This window comes from Komagataeibacter melaceti (assembly GCF_003403295.1).
Lineage (GTDB): Bacteria > Pseudomonadota > Alphaproteobacteria > Acetobacterales > Acetobacteraceae > Komagataeibacter > Komagataeibacter melaceti.
Map to the genome: position 1 here is coordinate 1 of NZ_QUWV01000246.1, position 14,475 is coordinate 14,475.

Consider the following 14,475-nt stretch of genomic DNA (forward strand, 5'->3'; position numbering starts at 1 on the left):
AGGCCCGTTACGGGGATTACGGCCGCGCATCCAGCTTCAGTGTGACAGTGTCCCGGCCAGGGCGCCAAGACGGCCTTCGGCCCCGCTGCGCGGCTCCGCGCCACCGTCTTGCCCGGGGGCAGGATGTGGCTCAGAAAAACGCCTCCATCCCCTTCACTCCCGTCACCGTCTCCGGGCGCTCGCCGCCCCGGAACTCTGGCAGGATATGGTCTAGTAAAACCGACAGTTTTACTTTCATTTCAACCGTAAAACACGCAATAACGCAAATAAAAATGGCCTTTATTGGCGGTTTTCTGCCGTTTTATGCTTGCGTTACTTGGGTATCCGTACTAAGTTTTTCTTGTCGGGAGGGATTGGCCCTCCCGGCCCAAGCGCCCCGGCAGGTGCGGCAACACCCGCCGGGACTGCGCCAGAAATGAAGGTGAATTTCATGTCCGACGTTGCAAACACCATCACCCACAACGCTTCCGCTGGCAAGGCGTCCCCCGCCGAGGCCCGCCGTGCGAACGAAGGCCGCGCCCGCGCAAAGGGCTATGCCGCCCCGTCTCTGGCGGACGTACAGAACCTTGTGCCCAATGACGACCAGATGGCGAAGATCACCAGCTCTTTCGGCATCGAGGCCGGGGATGCCGACGAACTCACCGGGCTGGGTAGCAACATGATCCGCGACCAGTACACCACACTGGAGCCGGTTCTTGTCACCATGTATCGCGGGGAGCCGAATTATCAGGGGCTTAAAATCCACCTCGACCGGGTGGTTGACGGCCTTGTGCGCTCCGCCTACGGCGCGGCGGAGTTCTATGAAAAGCGCCGTCTGGTCGCGAAAGATGCCGTGAACGCATTTTCCAACGAACACCGCGACGAAGACCGTATAGGCATTGACGGCGGCGCGAACCGGGTGGACGGCCTGCGCGAAATCGCGGCGCAGCACGCCGCAAAATCCTACTCTCTCGCCTGCGTGGCCGCCTGGGCATGTGCCGCATACGAGGAACTGATGGGGCAGGCATGGCAGCCCTACGTAGCAAATAACAGCCGCAGCGTGTCGGAACAGGCGGCGGCGCTCAGGAATGACGCCCTCGGCTTCTGATCCAGCCAGCCGGGCCATATGGCCCGGCACCCCTTCCGTGCCAAAATGGACACAAAATGCCGAATACCCATTCCACAGCCCGCCGTATCCTGCGGGCAATCCTTCCACCGCTACAGACGCCTAAGCATAGGGAAGACAGGCTCAAGGCTCTTGCGGGGGCTTTTCAGACCGCAGCTATGAGCGTTGTTGGCATCGGGGTCTTTACACCTCTGCTTACATCGCGCGACCCGGTTGACTGGCGACATATGGCCGCCATTGCGACGGGCGCGGCAGTAATCGAGGGAATTGCTTTGACTTTCTTGCTTTACATTCCATATCCTGAAAATGGAGAGGATGCAGACAATGGATAATTTCACGCTGAACATGATTGGCATCATGGTGCCGTTTCTGGCGCTGACCTGCCTGTTTGCCGCCTTAATCGGTCCCATTGCGAACCGGCTGGCCCGACTACGCAAATCCCTTTAAACGACTTGCCATGCGGAGGCGGCCCACGGGTCGCCTTTTCTGTTTGTGCAGCGCGTACGCCATGGCCCAGCGTCGGAAACGTCGCCCGCGCCGTCAAGTCGGCCTCCGGCGCCCGCTGGCGCGGCTTCGCATTCCTCTCCGCGCTCAGACCGTCATGCGTATGGCGCAAGGCATCGCCTCGCCCCATACGCATGACGGTCTGGCTTATTCAGGATGCTACGGACCTGACCGCGCGGGCGACGCCATAAAGGCATTAGGAAGAAAAATACGGATACACTCACTCCCGGAGACTGTATGGCAGGGCTGGCGGGTCCGGCGCGCGTCCATTCCATGCCGCCGGGTTATCTCGATACGCCCGGAAGGTCGGACACGAAAGAAGGCACGGGTGGCGGGAAGGCCCCTCCCGCATGGCGCGGGAGGGCGGTGAGGAAATCGCATCAGGACCGGGGCGTACCCACATTCAGGTCACACCATGTCCGATTGGTATTCGGGTCGATGTAGGTGTGGCTGGTGCAGTATCCGCCCCGCCTGAACTGCGGCCACGTCGCAGCCATCGTCAGGGCCGCGCCGAGAACCACCAGAATGACCCCGCCCATGACAAGCCGTGTATAGGCACGCCATCGCGCTTCCCGGTAGAACTTGACCTCCTGGGTCGGCAGTGCGTCACGTATCCTGTGGAACACCTGCGTTCGCAGGTCCTTGACGATGGCGTCAACCATCCGGCTGATCGTGATCGTCTGCTGCTTTTGCGCTATGGCTTCGTATTGCGCGATGCGGGCTTGCGCCGCTTCGGCCGTGGCATTGAGTTTCGTTATTTCAGTCGCAGTCTGCTCCTGCACACGCGCTAGGGCCTGTTAGATCTTGAATTTCTTCCCATATTGTAGGGATGGAAGAAGGAGACAGAACAGGCACCTTTACGGACGAGACATGGGCGATCTGGGAACCTCTGATTGAGGAGGTTCGCCCGAGGGGCAAGACGCCGCCACATGATCTGCGGCGGACGATAGCAGCGATTTTCTGGCGTCATGAGAATGGCGCGAAATGGCGGAGTATCCCCGCTGAACTGGGTCCGTGGTGGCGGGCTGCGCAGCTTTTCATCCGCTGGGCGAAGCTCGGCGTATGGGAGCGGCTGCTCGCACTGGTTCAGGAACAACAGGGAGTGGCATTCGGAATGACTTTTCTGGATGGCACGAACATCAGGGCTCACCACAAAGCGGCGGGAGCCCAAAAAAAGAGGCCTCTTTCGAAGAGCGAGACCATCGTGAAGCACTTGGCCGCTCTCGCGGCGGCTATGGCACAAAAGTCTGCGTGATCGCTGACGGACATGGAAAAGCCTTCGGTTTTGCGCTGGCCCCTGGACAGGCTCATGAACTGCCTCTGGCACCAGCCATGCTCGACAGCCTTCCCGCCACTCCCCTGTGGGTAGTAGCGGACAAGGGCTACGCGTCGAACGCCATGCGTGAACGGATATGGGACATGGGAGCACGGCCAGCCATTCCCGCGAAACGACGCGATGGCCCGGTCGCCTGCCCCAAATGGGCCTATCGGTGTCGGCATCTCGTTGAGAACCTCTGGGCTCGCCTCAAGGAGTGGCGCGCTGTCGCAACCAGATATGAAAAAACAGCAACGTCGTTCCTCGCGGTCATCCACATCGCTGCCGCAGCAGACTGGATCAAGCCCTAACAGGCCCTAATGTCCGGGTGCTGGCGGTCTGTATCTCATCCAGCTGCTGGCGCGCGCTGTCCAGTGCGCGCTCCATGGAAGCAGCAGCATGGACGTTCCCGGCCCTATGCCTTCGTGGCGTGCCGCGACTTCTATCCGTTCAAGGGTTTGATGGAGGGAATCTGCGTTCGCATCATTGGTCATGGCAACATTTCCTGCAGGCCCGCCACCTCAATATTCTGCCGGATGGTGCTGAGCCAGCGTGTCACCATGAACCGTTTGACGGGGTCTATCGGCTTGCCGCCACTGCCGATCTTACCGGCTGCCGCGTCGTGATAGCTCAGGCCGGTCGCCTTGACCGCGGCCATGCAGCCAAGTTTCGGAAATTCCAGTGTTTCAATGCCCGCCGTGAACAAGGGCTTCAATGACGGGTCTGCGGTGTGACTTTGTAGAATGTCGCTACCGGCATGTCCCGAGGGAACGGTCATTGCATTAAAAACCACTGCACCTTTCGTCGGGCGGAACTTTCCTGTCTCCCACAGTCGTGTGATGTAGGCGAGATCATCTGCGTCTCCACCGCAAAAGAACAGGCCACAGACTTCGAGACCGGCGCTCTCCGCAAAAGCGACCAGATCAATCTCGGCAGCCCACTGCTCCATTGTTCGGTCCCCGCCGCCGATATCGAGTACCAGAGGAAGCCGTTTCTCCGTCGCTGCACTGAAGACCATCGAAAACCATTCTGAAATTTCGTGTTCGTCTTCTGAATCTGGACGGGGCAGGCCATAGCGCGCGTAAAGCGGCGACGCGGATATGCCAGGGTTCCGCATGTCGCCATCTGCCATAAGAAAATTGCGCGATGCGCTGGCAGCGATTTCGCAGACGGCCGTAAGGAATGTCGAGCCGCCGAGATTCCCTCTTCCTGCTTTCACGATCAGGGGAACCGATGCTGTTTTTGTAGTTTGTGTCGTCTCTTTGCTCATGACCTATCCGGGTACACTTGAGGGAGGCAGTAGCGCCGATCCCCAATGTGCCCCGGGCGTTTGTGGGTGCGAGCAGTTACCTTCTATTGGGCGCGTCTGCCGACACTGGCACAGACTGTATAAAGCAGCTTTTCCGGAACCGACCTGTTCTGGCGAGGGATAGCGTCCAGCATTGGATAGACACTGCGGTACCATGCTTCTTTGGTCTCAAAAAATGAGCGGCGAGGCAGGCCCGGAAGCTGTTCCAGATCGAAGCCGCCATTAGGCAGCAACCCCGACGCATCAAGGGGCATTAGTGCCTCAAGCGGCAGATTGTCGGGCATGCCGGGAGGGCGTGGACCAACGTAAGGGGGAGGTAGCGGGATTTCCTTATCCTTCCCGTATCGGGGAGCCTGCCGGAGCATCGTCACTGCCGGTTTTACCTGCCCGAGCCGCGACTGGGGCGCCAGATCCTGATTGACTGGAGTTTCGGGCGGGGAAACCACTCCGGACGTGCCTGGTGGAGCGGGCTGGGACGGTAGTGGATCGTCGGGGAACAACACCGATGCAGCACGGGCACGGCGGGCTTCGAGCTGACGTTCCGCCACGTCCTCGGCAGCTTCGGCCATCTTTTCCCGGAGCGCCTGCAATTCAGCCTCTTTCCTGATGGCATCCCGCGCCTTTTCCTCGGCACGGATACTGGCCCGTTCCTTACGTGCCTCCATCCATTTTCCGACACGGTACCACGTCATCTTGGCGCACCTGACGGTAGGTGCGAGCCCCCGCGCATTCACCAGTCCGACGTCCGAAAACCAGCGGCACAGGGCCACCCAGTCAATGCGACGACCATCACGATGACGCAGGATTTCCGCGCGGTGACGCTCCATCCACGTCCGCAGCGATAGCGCCCCGGATGCTTCCTCAAGCACCGCCAATGCACCTTCAACACCGATGGTTGCCGCAGACATCCTGACCTCCCGACCGCACTGGAGCGCGCCTCATGGCGCTGCCAGAGACATATCACGACCACACCACGATTACAATAAGACCACGTTTCGGCTACGCCACAACTACGAAAGGACTACAGAACGACTACAGAAAATTCTTAAGTCCATATACAAATGCAAACCTTTCGGTTTGCGCTTCGCGCGGATTACATCCGCCTACAGGCCGATGGCCTGTAGTCATCAGGGGATCGGGGTCATGCTCTCATGCGATGCCGGGTTACGGCTTGAGTGTATTACATAAACGTACTACACAATGCGGACTGTCTCTGTGTGGAGCAGAAGCATGATGAGCCCTCTGTCGATCCGTCTTCCTGCCCGAATGGCCCAACGTGATCTTGGTGCCGCTGACTGATAACGAAAATCGGGTTGTGCCGGACATCTCGGTCCGTATCTGGAACGACACCAGGTTCGCAGCAGCATGGATGGCTGAGCTCGGTCGATGGACGATTGAAATCGTCAAGCGTAGCGATCGGGCCGAAGGCTTTGTCGTTCTGCCCAAACGCTGGATCGTGGAGCGCAACTTTGCATGGCTCGGACGCTGCCGCCACCTCACGAAGGATGTCGAGGCAACAATCTCGTCATTCTGCGCGTGGTTGATGATCGCTCATATCCGCAGATTTCTGCGGGAAATCAATCAAAACCGCTTTCTGATTCAGGCCGCTAAGAGTGGACCTTGCCAACACTACAGTTGCATTTTATGGTGAGTTCTGACTCTATGGATTACCATGATTCAGAATTTCATGAATGGCGGGGCGTCAGTTGAAGAGACGCTGGAACTGTGGGCATCCGGGCTTCGGGCAGCAAAGAAGCGGATTGTACCTCTGTTTACGCAGAAGCGTGTTGCGGCTTCTGCGTGTGCCTTCCTTGATGTCCTGATTGGCAACGAATCGCGCAAGACGGGATGGTTGCGTGCACAAGCAGCAGGAGATCCCGGTCCGTGGCGGCAACAGGCGCTTCTGGGGCGCGGGCAATGGGATGCCGACATCCTTCGTGATGTCGTCAGGGACCATGTGGTCGAGCATCTGGGCACTGAAGATGGCGTGCTGGTTATTGACGAGACCGGTTTTCTAAAGAAGGGCTAGGCCTCCTGCGGCGTGGGGCGGCAGTATACGGGTTCTGCCGGAAAGATCACGAACTGCCAGATCGGTGTGTTTGGCGCTTATGTTTCGGAACGGGGGCACGCCTTTATCGACCGCGCCCTGTATCTTCCAAAAGACTGGACATCAAAGCCTGAGCGCATGAAGCGGGCTCATGTTCCTGACGACGTGGTGTTCGCGACCAAACCGGCACTGGCATCGAAGATGATCGAGCGGTGTCTGGATGCTGGCGTGCCTTTCCGTTGGGTTGCTGCGGACAGCGTTTATGGCATGGGCGACGTGGAACGCACGCTTCGCCGGGCAGGAATTGGATATGTCCTTGGGGTCAAGGGCAATCACTGGTTCGGATCATGGGCAACGGAACCGCTGATTACCGGAGAGGCGAAAAATATTGCAGCAGGACTGCCAGGCCAGGCCTGGCGTCGTCTGTCAGCGGGGCACGGCGCAAAAGGTGAGCAGCTGTATGACTGGGCGTATCTTCCGCTTGCTGACCTGGATGCTGAAGCATTTGACTGCCCTATAGCCGGACCATGGACACGTGGCCTGTTGATCCGCCGGAACATCGCTGACGGAGGCCTTGCTTATTTTACGACTTGGTGCCCGAAAGAGACAACCACGCAGGAACTGGTGAACGTCGAAGCGACGCGCTGGAGACTTGAAGAAGGGTTCGAGACTGCAAAAAACGAATTCGGTCTCGATCATAACGAAACCCGATCCTGGCATGGATGGCATCGGCATGTCTCCCTGGTCATGCTGGCCTATGCCGTCATGGTCAGTGTCCGTTACCAGGCAAACTCACTGAAACCGAAAAAAACACCGTACAGGACACGACAGTCCTTGTCCGCTGGCCCATTCAGGAAATCAGGCGCCTCGTCGTAAAACTGGAGGGCTCGAAAAACCCTCTGGTTTTGCGGCTTTCTCTGTGATTCCATTTCTTCTGCGTTGATTGAGGGAATAGCGCTATGAAGCAGTCTGGTTTCTTTGACGTTGAAGAGCGGCTTGCCCGATTGAGCGGGCTTGGCGATCAGCTCGAAGCGTTTTCCCGGACTGTGGATTTTGAAGTCTTCCGCCCTGATCTGGAGCAGGCTTTGGCGTATTCAGACGGCAGTAAAGGCGGGCGTCCGCCGTTTGATCCGGTACTGATGTTCAAGATCCTGATGATCCAGACGCTGAATAATTTGTCTGATGAGCGGACAGAGTATCTGATCAATGACCGCCTGTCGTTCATGCGTTTCCTTGGCCTGGGGCTGTCGGACCGTGTGCCGGATGCCAAAACGGTCTGGCTGTTCCGTGAACGCCTGACCCAGGCGGGAGCCATTGAAAGACTGTTTGGCCGGTTTGATGCAACTCTGCGGAACGCCGGTTATCTCCCGATGTCCGGCCAGATCCTGGATGCCACACTGGTAGCTGCTCCCAAGCAGCGCAATACGAACGCTGAGAAAGCCGATCTTCGGGAAGGGCGTATTCCTGAAGACTGGCAGGACAAACCCGCAAAGCTGTCGCACAAGGACCGTCATGCGCGCTGGACACTGAAGTTCACCAAAGCAAAGCGGCAGGATGATGGAACCATGCCATCCAGCGATCTCGCCATCCCGTTCTTTGGCTATAAATCGCACATTTCCATCGATCGGAAATTCCGGTTCATCCGAAAATGGAAGACGACGGATGCCGCCGCCAGTGATGGTGCGCGATTACGAGAAGGGCTGTTGGATAAAACCAATACGGCCTCAAGCGTTTGGGCCGACACGGCGTACCGCTCCAAAGCCAACGAAGACTTCATGGAAAAGCAGGGTTTTGTCTCAAAGGTTCACAGAAAAAAGCCGCATCTCAAGCCTATGCCCCAACATATCCAGAAATCGAATGCTGGAAAGTCGGTCATCCGCTCGCGTGTCGAGCATGTCTTTGCCGATCAGAAATCGCAAATGGGTTTGTTCGTCCGAACTATCGGTATCACCCGGGCCACCATGAGGATCGGCCTGGCCAATATCGTCTATAATATGCGCCGCTTCCTCTTCTTGGAGCGGATGAACGCGAGCGCGTAGTCATCCAGCCGGACAGCAGTCCCCGATCTGCTCAAAGCGCAGATCAAAAGCCAACCAAAAACCATCAATCAAATCGCCAAAAGCCTTAAATCACCAGCCAAGCACATCAATCAACGGTTCTTCGATCCCTCCAACTCGCCCAACGCAGGTTACCTGTTGCCCACATTCTCAGATGGTCCGTCTTTCGGCGAACACATCAGGCCAGCGTCATCCATGCGCATTCATGCTATAAAATGCAATTGTAGTGCTGGACAAATAAGTTCCAATCTGATATATGATAGGAGGAACTAACGAAAAATTACATTTAAAGATAGCTTATTTACTTATGACCTCCAAAAAGCAAGCATATAAAAAATGCAGGAATATCAGATTGGTTCCGGTGATCCTGTCGGGTGGAAGTGGCAGCCGCTTGTGGCCCGTTTCGCGCAGTTCCTATCCCAAGCAGTTCTGGTCACTAGTCTCGCGCCTGACAATGGTGCAGGAAACGGCGCTGCGCAGCCATGGGCCGGGTTTTTCGGCCCCTGTTGTCGTGTGCAATAACGAACACCGCTTCATCATGGCCGAACAGTTGCGTGAGGTGGGGATTACCGCGCCGCGCATCGTGCTTGAACCCATGGGCCGCAATTCGGCCCCGGCCATAGCCGTCGCCGCCCTGCTTGCTGCCGAGACCGATCCCGACGCCGTGCTGTGGGTCATGGCCGCCGATGCCGCCCTGCTCAAGCCGGAAAACGTGCCCCCCGTGCTTGATCTGGCCGTGCGGGTGGCGCGATCGGGGCGTATCGTCACATTCGGCATGGTGCCGACCAAGGCGGAAACTGGCTACGGCTATATTGAAAAGGGCGCGGAACTGCCCGGTTATGACGGGGCGTATGCGGTTGCGAAATTTGTCGAAAAACCGGATGCCGTGCGTGCGGCCAGCATGTTCGAGTCCGGTCGTTTCCTGTGGAATTCCGGCATGTTCGTATTTACCGCCCGCACCATGCTGCAGGAGATGGAAAAGTTCGAGCCCGAGATCCTGACCGCCGTAAGGGAGGCGGTGAAGGCGCGGCAGACGGATTTTGATTTCGAGCGTCTGGATGCGGCAGCCTTTGCCCGTTCGCCCGATATCTCGATCGACTACGCCGTTGCGGAACGCACGGACCTCATGACCGTCATCCCCGCTGATTTCGGCTGGTTCGATGTAGGAAGCTGGGATGCGCTGTGGGAACTCAGCCCCAAGGATGGCCAGGGCAACGCGACCATAGGCGATGTGATCGTGAACAACTCCACCAACAGCTACATCCGCACCGATGGCGTGCTGACGGCGGTGGCGGGCGTGCATGACCTGCTGGTGGTGGTGAACGAGGACGCGGTTCTGGTCGCCCACCGCGACCATGCGCAGGATGTAAAGGCCATTGTAACGGAACTGAAGCAGGCCGGGCGCAAGGAAGCGACAGCCCACCGGTGCTGCTACCGCCCGTGGGGTTTTTATGAATCCCTGATCGAGGGCACGCGCTTTCAGGTCAAGCGGATCGTGGTTGAACCGGGGCAGAAGCTGTCGCTGCAGAAACATTTCCACCGTGCCGAACACTGGGTGGTGGTGGAAGGTACGGCGCAGGTCACGCGCAATGACGAAATCATCCTGGTGCGTGAGAACGAGAGTGTCTATCTGCCCCTTGGCTCCATTCACCGGCTGGAAAACCCCGGCCGCATTCCCCTGACGCTGATCGAGGTACAGTCCGGCCCCTATCTGGGCGAGGACGATATTGTCCGGCTGGAGGATGTGTACAGCCGTAATTAGGTGTTTAGTCCCAGGGATTGATGGGTTGGATTGATGGGTTGGATTGATGATGAATCTTTCCGGGTCTGAAGTCCAGATCCTGCAGATGTATTCATAGGGCGTGAGACCTTTGAGGATCCTGAGCCTTCGTCCAAAATTATAGGCGGCTATGAAATCATTGAGGTGAGACCTCAACTGCTCATGGTTGTCATAATGAAAGCGTTTGACAGTTGCTTCCTTGATCGTGCGGTTCATCCGCTCGACCTGGCCATTGGTCCAGAGGTGATTGGGCTTTGTCAGGCGATGCTCGATCCCGTTGGCCTCGCAGATCATGTCGAAATGCATGGAACGTGACCATGCTATACCGCGGTTACGGGGCTGCTCGGCGAACTGGATGCCATTGTCGGTCAGGATGGTATGAATCCGGTAGGGCACGACACGCAGAAGATGTTCGAGAAACTCCCAGGCGGTTCTTCTGTTGGCCTTGTCCGCGAGTTGCACCACCGCGAACTTGCTTGTCCGGTCTATGGCGACGAAAAGATGCAGCTTGCCTTCAGCGGTCTGGACCGCGGCGATGTCGAGGTGGAAGAACCCGATCGGGTAGCGTCTGAAGCGCTGACGCTTCGGTTTGTCCCCTTCAATGTCAGGCAGCCGTGACATCCCATGACGCTGAAGACAGCGATGCGGGGCTGAGCGTGTCAGATGCGGGATGGTGGCCTGCAACGCATAAAGACAATCGTCCAGCGGCAGTAAAGTATGTCGCCGGAAAGCTATGAATTGCCCCGGGTTTTGTGGAGACAGAACGACCCGAGAGGTAAGAAGAATTCATGAGCAACAAATCGAAGCGTTTTCCGCCTGAATTTCGTGAACGTGCAGCCCGCATGGTTCTGGAGGAAGAGAAAAACCATCCATCACGCTGGTCTGCAGTGATGATAATAGCGCCAAAGCTGGATATTCATCCTGACACGCTGTCAAAATGGACCCGTCTGCATGAGCGGGCCAATGCACCTGCAGTAAGTGATCTTCCTGATCGGGAGAAGATCAGGCAACTGGAGCGAGAGAACCGCGAATTGCGGCCAGCAGGCTAATGAAATCCTGCGCAAGGCGTCAGCATATTTTGCCCAGGCGGAGCTCGACCGCATCTTCAGACCATGACACGCTTCATTGAGGAACATCGGCGGATATATGGTGTCGAGTCAATCTGCAGGGTCTGGAACGATAATTTCTGCGTCTATGGAGCGCGCAAGGTCTGGCATCATCTCAGACGTGAAGGCAGAATTGTTGCCCGCTGCACGGTAGAGCGGCTGATGCGCCGGATGGGGCTGAAAGGCGTCATTCGTGGCAAGGAGGTCAGAACCACACGGCCCGATCCGGCACGGCCCTGTCCACAGGATCTGGTGCAGCGCCAGTTTCATGCACCAGCCCCCAACAGACTCTGGGTTTCGGATTTTACTTACGTTTCCACCTGGCAGGGCTTTGTTTATGTGGTCTTCATCATTGATGTGTTTGCCCGGGTCATTGTGGGCTGGCGCGTCTCATCAACGGCCCATACCGACTTCGTGCTGGATGCCCTCGAGCAGGCTCTGTGCCAGAGGCGGCCAGAGGGAAAAGTGACCCACCATTCCGACCGCGGCTGTCAATATGTGTCCATTCGCTACACGCCAAGACTGGATGAAGCGGGTCTTGTTGCTTCTGTCGGCAGTGTTGGGGATTCCTATGATAATGCCCTCGCGGAGACCATTAACGGACTTTACAAAACCGAACTGATCTATCGGCAGGGGCCATGGAAAAACAGGGACGCTGTTGAGCTGGCAACGCTTAAATGGGTCGACTGGTTCAACAATCGGCGGCTCCTGTCATCCATTGGAAACATCCCGCCAGCAGAAGGTGAAGTACGTTTTTATGCGCAACAGAAATCACATGCATTAGCCGCTTAAATCAGATAAAAAACGTCTCCACAAAACCCGGGGCAATTCAGCGGCCCTTTTTCCCGAAGAGCCATGGCAAACCTCGCGTTGATGACCGTCGTGTGTTGAGTGGGATTATTTTCGTGAACAGAAATGGTCTGCGTTGGCGTGATGCATGCCGGGAATACGGTCCACACAAGACGCTCTACAATCGCTGGAAGCGCTGGAGTGCTATGGGGATATTCATCCGCATAATGGAGGGACTGACTACCGGCAGGGCAGAGCCTCAGACGATCATGATTGATGCGACCTATCTCAAGGCACATCGCACAGCTTCGAGCCTGCGGTTAAAAAAGGGGCTCCAGGCCGTCTGATAGGGCGCACCAAAGGCGGGATGAATACGAAGCTGCATGCCGTCACCGACCGGAACGGACGTCCGCTCGACTTCTTCATGACAGCAGGCCAGACCAGTGATTACACCGGTGCGGCTGCCCTTCTGGACGGTCTCCCACCAGCCGAATGGATGCGGGCAGATCGGGGCTATGATGCTGACTGGTTCAGGGATGCATTGGAGGAGAAAGGGATCAAACCCTGCATTCCGGGACGGAAATCCCGAGGGAAACCCATAAAATACGACAGGCGGAAATACAAAAGACGCAGCCGTATTGAGATCATGTTCGGGAGGCTCAAGGACTGGAGACGGGTCGCGACACGCTATGACAGATGCCCCACCGTATTCTTCTCGGCGATCTGCCTCGCCGCAACCGTCATGTTCTGGCTATGAGTCCTGAGCCTAAGCCAGTCTGGGAAGACCTTTTGTCAACATAACCTAATATAGAATGCGGAAATTATTTTTATTCCAATTCGCAAGGTAAACGTATAAATTAAAGGAATTATATAAAAATGAAAGAATTCACCAATGACCGAAATTGATGTGGATATGAAAATGCTTTTTTCGACATTATGCGATATGGAAGTCGAAAATCATAAATTTTCACACCTTTTAAAAAAATTGACTCTATCTCAGTTTTTGAAATTTATAATATCTTCAAGTGAAAGCATAGAAAATAAAAATAAACTATGGAACTTAGCTCCATCAAGAGATGATGTTCAAGTTATTTATAGGATTTTATTACAACGAGATGTTGAATCAGAAGATGCGATGCTGTCAGCACTAAATGCTCCCACAGTTGCCGATCTAGTTCGTATTGTTGCGAGCTCAAAAGAATCACAAGTTAGGGCAGCTCAAGAAGTTCTTATGTCTTCACAGCATCAACAGACAAGCATGGCCAAAAAAAATAAAAAGCATGGCGATATAATGCTATTTGGTGCCTATGGGAACGGCAACCTTGGAGACCGTGAACTTGCTACGCCTATTTACGATATGTTAGTAGACAGTGGAATTGATAATGATCGCATATCGGCAACATCATGGGAACACATTAGCGATTTTTCGTTTCCTGGACTAATAAGAGATCAAAAATCAATCGTAGACTTTGACCTCATAAAAAATTTAGGCGTTTTAATTATTGGAGGAGGAGGTATTTTTGGCGTCAATCATTTCCCTTTACATGACATACGTTGGGTAAATCATTTAGTAGAAACAAAAACTCCATGCGTCATCTGGGCAGCTGGAGCAAGCTTCAAACATCTGCAGGAGGAACGGTTCCGAGCGGCTTATACAAAGTTAATCGAGCATGCGGTGATAGTGACTGGTCGGGATGATGAATCAATTGCAGCATTTCGTGAGTTTCGTTCTGACTGTGCTTTTGCTATGGATCCTCTACTATTTAAAGTCTTGGCTCGCCAATCTTCTTCCACACCGCCAATTTTGAATACAAGAAGAGTTGATGTGATCCTTAGATCTCCCTTAAGTGCATCTGATCAATATTTCATTTCTGAATTTCGTAATATTTACCTAGAAAGTGACAGAAACAATTTTAGAGTATTTTTCCTCCAACCAGATGTTGGTGAGGAGAAACGACTAATTGATACGTTCCCTGGTGCTATATGCGTTCGATCAATTTCCGAACTAGAATCTCTTTTGAGAGGTAGTCGACTTTGTATCTCAATGCGACTGCATGGATGTATAGCCGCTCTTGGCGCTAAGGTACCTATCGTTGGACTATGTCAAACGAAAATTCTAGAAATGATGAAAATTCTTAAAATAGAAAATAATTTCTTTGAAGATTCTCGCCCATTGATCCACTCCTTAAAGAACCATGAATTCCATTTTCGTGATCTTTCCGTAGATAAAGAGCTTATGGCACGTGCAATACATGCCAATGAACGCCTCGTTGAGGTTGTGAAACATTATATAACGTGAAGGGATTGAAGAACTGTTGATTAAAGGCGTTAGACGGGCTGGTCATTGATCCGAGCGAGAACGTCGGCAAGCCAGGCCTAGTCATCTGGAACTGAAGTTCGGCTCATTGTCTTGTGACAGAAGCGCTTCACCGAGGCGAGGATCTGGTCGGCTGATTTGACCCA

Annotated in this window: 10 protein-coding genes, 4 pseudogenes and 1 other annotated feature; of the genes and pseudogenes, 10 read left to right on the forward strand and 4 right to left on the reverse strand. The window is 55.2% G+C overall.

The window, feature by feature from the left end; all coding sequences use genetic code 11:
- Positions 1-430 precede the first annotated feature (430 nt).
- Positions 431-1,087 carry a hypothetical protein gene (locus DY926_RS16870; RefSeq protein ID WP_116704387.1) on the forward strand — a complete coding sequence of 219 codons (657 nt, stop codon included), beginning with the start codon at positions 431-433 and terminating at the stop codon, positions 1,085-1,087.
- A gap of 342 nt (positions 1,088-1,429) precedes the next feature.
- Positions 1,430-1,552: a hypothetical protein gene (locus DY926_RS18055; protein ID WP_274541817.1), complete on the forward strand. Its 123-nt coding sequence runs from the start codon at positions 1,430-1,432 to the stop codon at positions 1,550-1,552.
- Between the two features lie 437 nt (positions 1,553-1,989).
- On the opposite strand, the gene DY926_RS16875 is transcribed toward DY926_RS18055, so the two are convergent.
- The gene (locus DY926_RS16875) at positions 1,990-2,391 is read right to left on the reverse strand and encodes a hypothetical protein (RefSeq protein WP_116704380.1); all 402 of its coding nucleotides are present in this window, start codon (positions 2,389-2,391) and stop codon (positions 1,990-1,992) included.
- A 47-nt stretch (positions 2,392-2,438) separates the two neighbouring features.
- Here DY926_RS16875 and DY926_RS16880 point away from each other — a divergent pair.
- Positions 2,439-3,235 (forward strand): IS5 family transposase gene (locus DY926_RS16880; protein WP_196778596.1). Its coding sequence is split into 2 segments (ribosomal slippage): positions 2,439-2,787 and positions 2,787-3,235, totalling 798 coding nucleotides; the frame shifts between segments, so codons are not numbered across the junction.
- Positions 3,236-3,414: 179 nt separating this feature from the next.
- Here DY926_RS16880 and DY926_RS16885 read toward each other — a convergent pair.
- Entirely contained in the window at positions 3,415-4,194 is a 780-nt protein-coding gene (locus tag DY926_RS16885) for a hypothetical protein (RefSeq protein ID WP_148707852.1), read from the reverse strand.
- Positions 4,195-4,277: 83 nt separating this feature from the next.
- Positions 4,278-5,141, reverse strand: coding sequence for a hypothetical protein (locus tag DY926_RS16890; protein ID WP_148707853.1), 864 nt, complete (start codon positions 5,139-5,141; stop codon positions 4,278-4,280).
- A gap of 461 nt (positions 5,142-5,602) precedes the next feature.
- Here DY926_RS16890 and DY926_RS16895 point away from each other — a divergent pair.
- From DY926_RS16895 to DY926_RS16910, 4 genes and pseudogenes are all read left to right on the forward strand, one after another.
- Positions 5,603-5,884 (forward strand): annotated as a pseudogene (locus tag DY926_RS16895) (transposase); the annotation flags it as partial.
- 21 nt (positions 5,885-5,905) lie between these two features.
- A pseudogene (locus tag DY926_RS16900) lies at positions 5,906-7,156 on the forward strand (IS701 family transposase).
- 83 nt (positions 7,157-7,239) lie between these two features.
- Positions 7,240-8,319 (forward strand): IS5 family transposase, encoded by a 1,080-nt coding sequence (locus tag DY926_RS16905; protein ID WP_116704383.1) that lies wholly within the window; start codon positions 7,240-7,242, stop codon positions 8,317-8,319.
- Positions 8,320-8,644: 325 nt separating this feature from the next.
- Positions 8,645-10,099 carry a mannose-1-phosphate guanylyltransferase/mannose-6-phosphate isomerase gene (locus DY926_RS16910; protein ID WP_116704384.1) on the forward strand — a complete coding sequence of 485 codons (1,455 nt, stop codon included), beginning with the start codon at positions 8,645-8,647 and terminating at the stop codon, positions 10,097-10,099.
- A 30-nt stretch (positions 10,100-10,129) separates the two neighbouring features.
- Here DY926_RS16910 and DY926_RS16915 read toward each other — a convergent pair.
- A pseudogene (locus tag DY926_RS16915) lies at positions 10,130-10,882 on the reverse strand (DDE-type integrase/transposase/recombinase); the annotation flags it as partial.
- Positions 10,883-10,905: 23 nt separating this feature from the next.
- Between DY926_RS16915 and DY926_RS16920 the strand changes: the two are divergent.
- The 3 genes and pseudogenes from DY926_RS16920 (at position 10,906) to DY926_RS16930 (ending at position 14,311) form a co-directional block, all read left to right on the forward strand.
- A pseudogene (locus DY926_RS16920) lies at positions 10,906-12,015 on the forward strand (IS3 family transposase).
- Positions 11,188-11,311, forward strand: a sequence feature (AL1L pseudoknot). It overlaps the preceding pseudogene by 124 nt.
- 5 nt (positions 12,016-12,020) lie before the next feature.
- A protein-coding gene (locus DY926_RS16925; protein WP_241503296.1) for an IS5 family transposase occupies positions 12,021-12,769 on the forward strand; the annotation gives its coding sequence in 2 pieces (ribosomal slippage) (positions 12,021-12,332 and positions 12,335-12,769; 747 coding nt in all).
- A gap of 135 nt (positions 12,770-12,904) precedes the next feature.
- Positions 12,905-14,311 carry a polysaccharide pyruvyl transferase family protein gene (locus DY926_RS16930; protein WP_116704386.1) on the forward strand — a complete coding sequence of 469 codons (1,407 nt, stop codon included), beginning with the start codon at positions 12,905-12,907 and terminating at the stop codon, positions 14,309-14,311.
- The last annotated feature ends 164 nt before the right edge of the window (positions 14,312-14,475 follow it).

Bases quoted from the DNA above. Each gene is read 5' to 3' on its own strand.
- DY926_RS16885 (WP_148707852.1), bottom strand. From the start codon at position 4,194: ATGAGCAAAGAGACGACACAAACTACAAAAACAGCATCGGTTCCCCTG.
- DY926_RS18055 (WP_274541817.1), top strand. From the start codon at position 1,430: ATGGATAATTTCACGCTGAACATGATTGGCATCATGGTGCCGTTTCTG.
- DY926_RS16905 (WP_116704383.1), top strand. From the start codon at position 7,240: ATGAAGCAGTCTGGTTTCTTTGACGTTGAAGAGCGGCTTGCCCGATTG.
- DY926_RS16930 (WP_116704386.1), top strand. From the start codon at position 12,905: ATGACCGAAATTGATGTGGATATGAAAATGCTTTTTTCGACATTATGC.
- DY926_RS16870 (WP_116704387.1), top strand. From the start codon at position 431: ATGTCCGACGTTGCAAACACCATCACCCACAACGCTTCCGCTGGCAAG.
- DY926_RS16890 (WP_148707853.1), bottom strand. From the start codon at position 5,141: ATGTCTGCGGCAACCATCGGTGTTGAAGGTGCATTGGCGGTGCTTGAG.
- DY926_RS16910 (WP_116704384.1), top strand. From the start codon at position 8,645: ATGACCTCCAAAAAGCAAGCATATAAAAAATGCAGGAATATCAGATTG.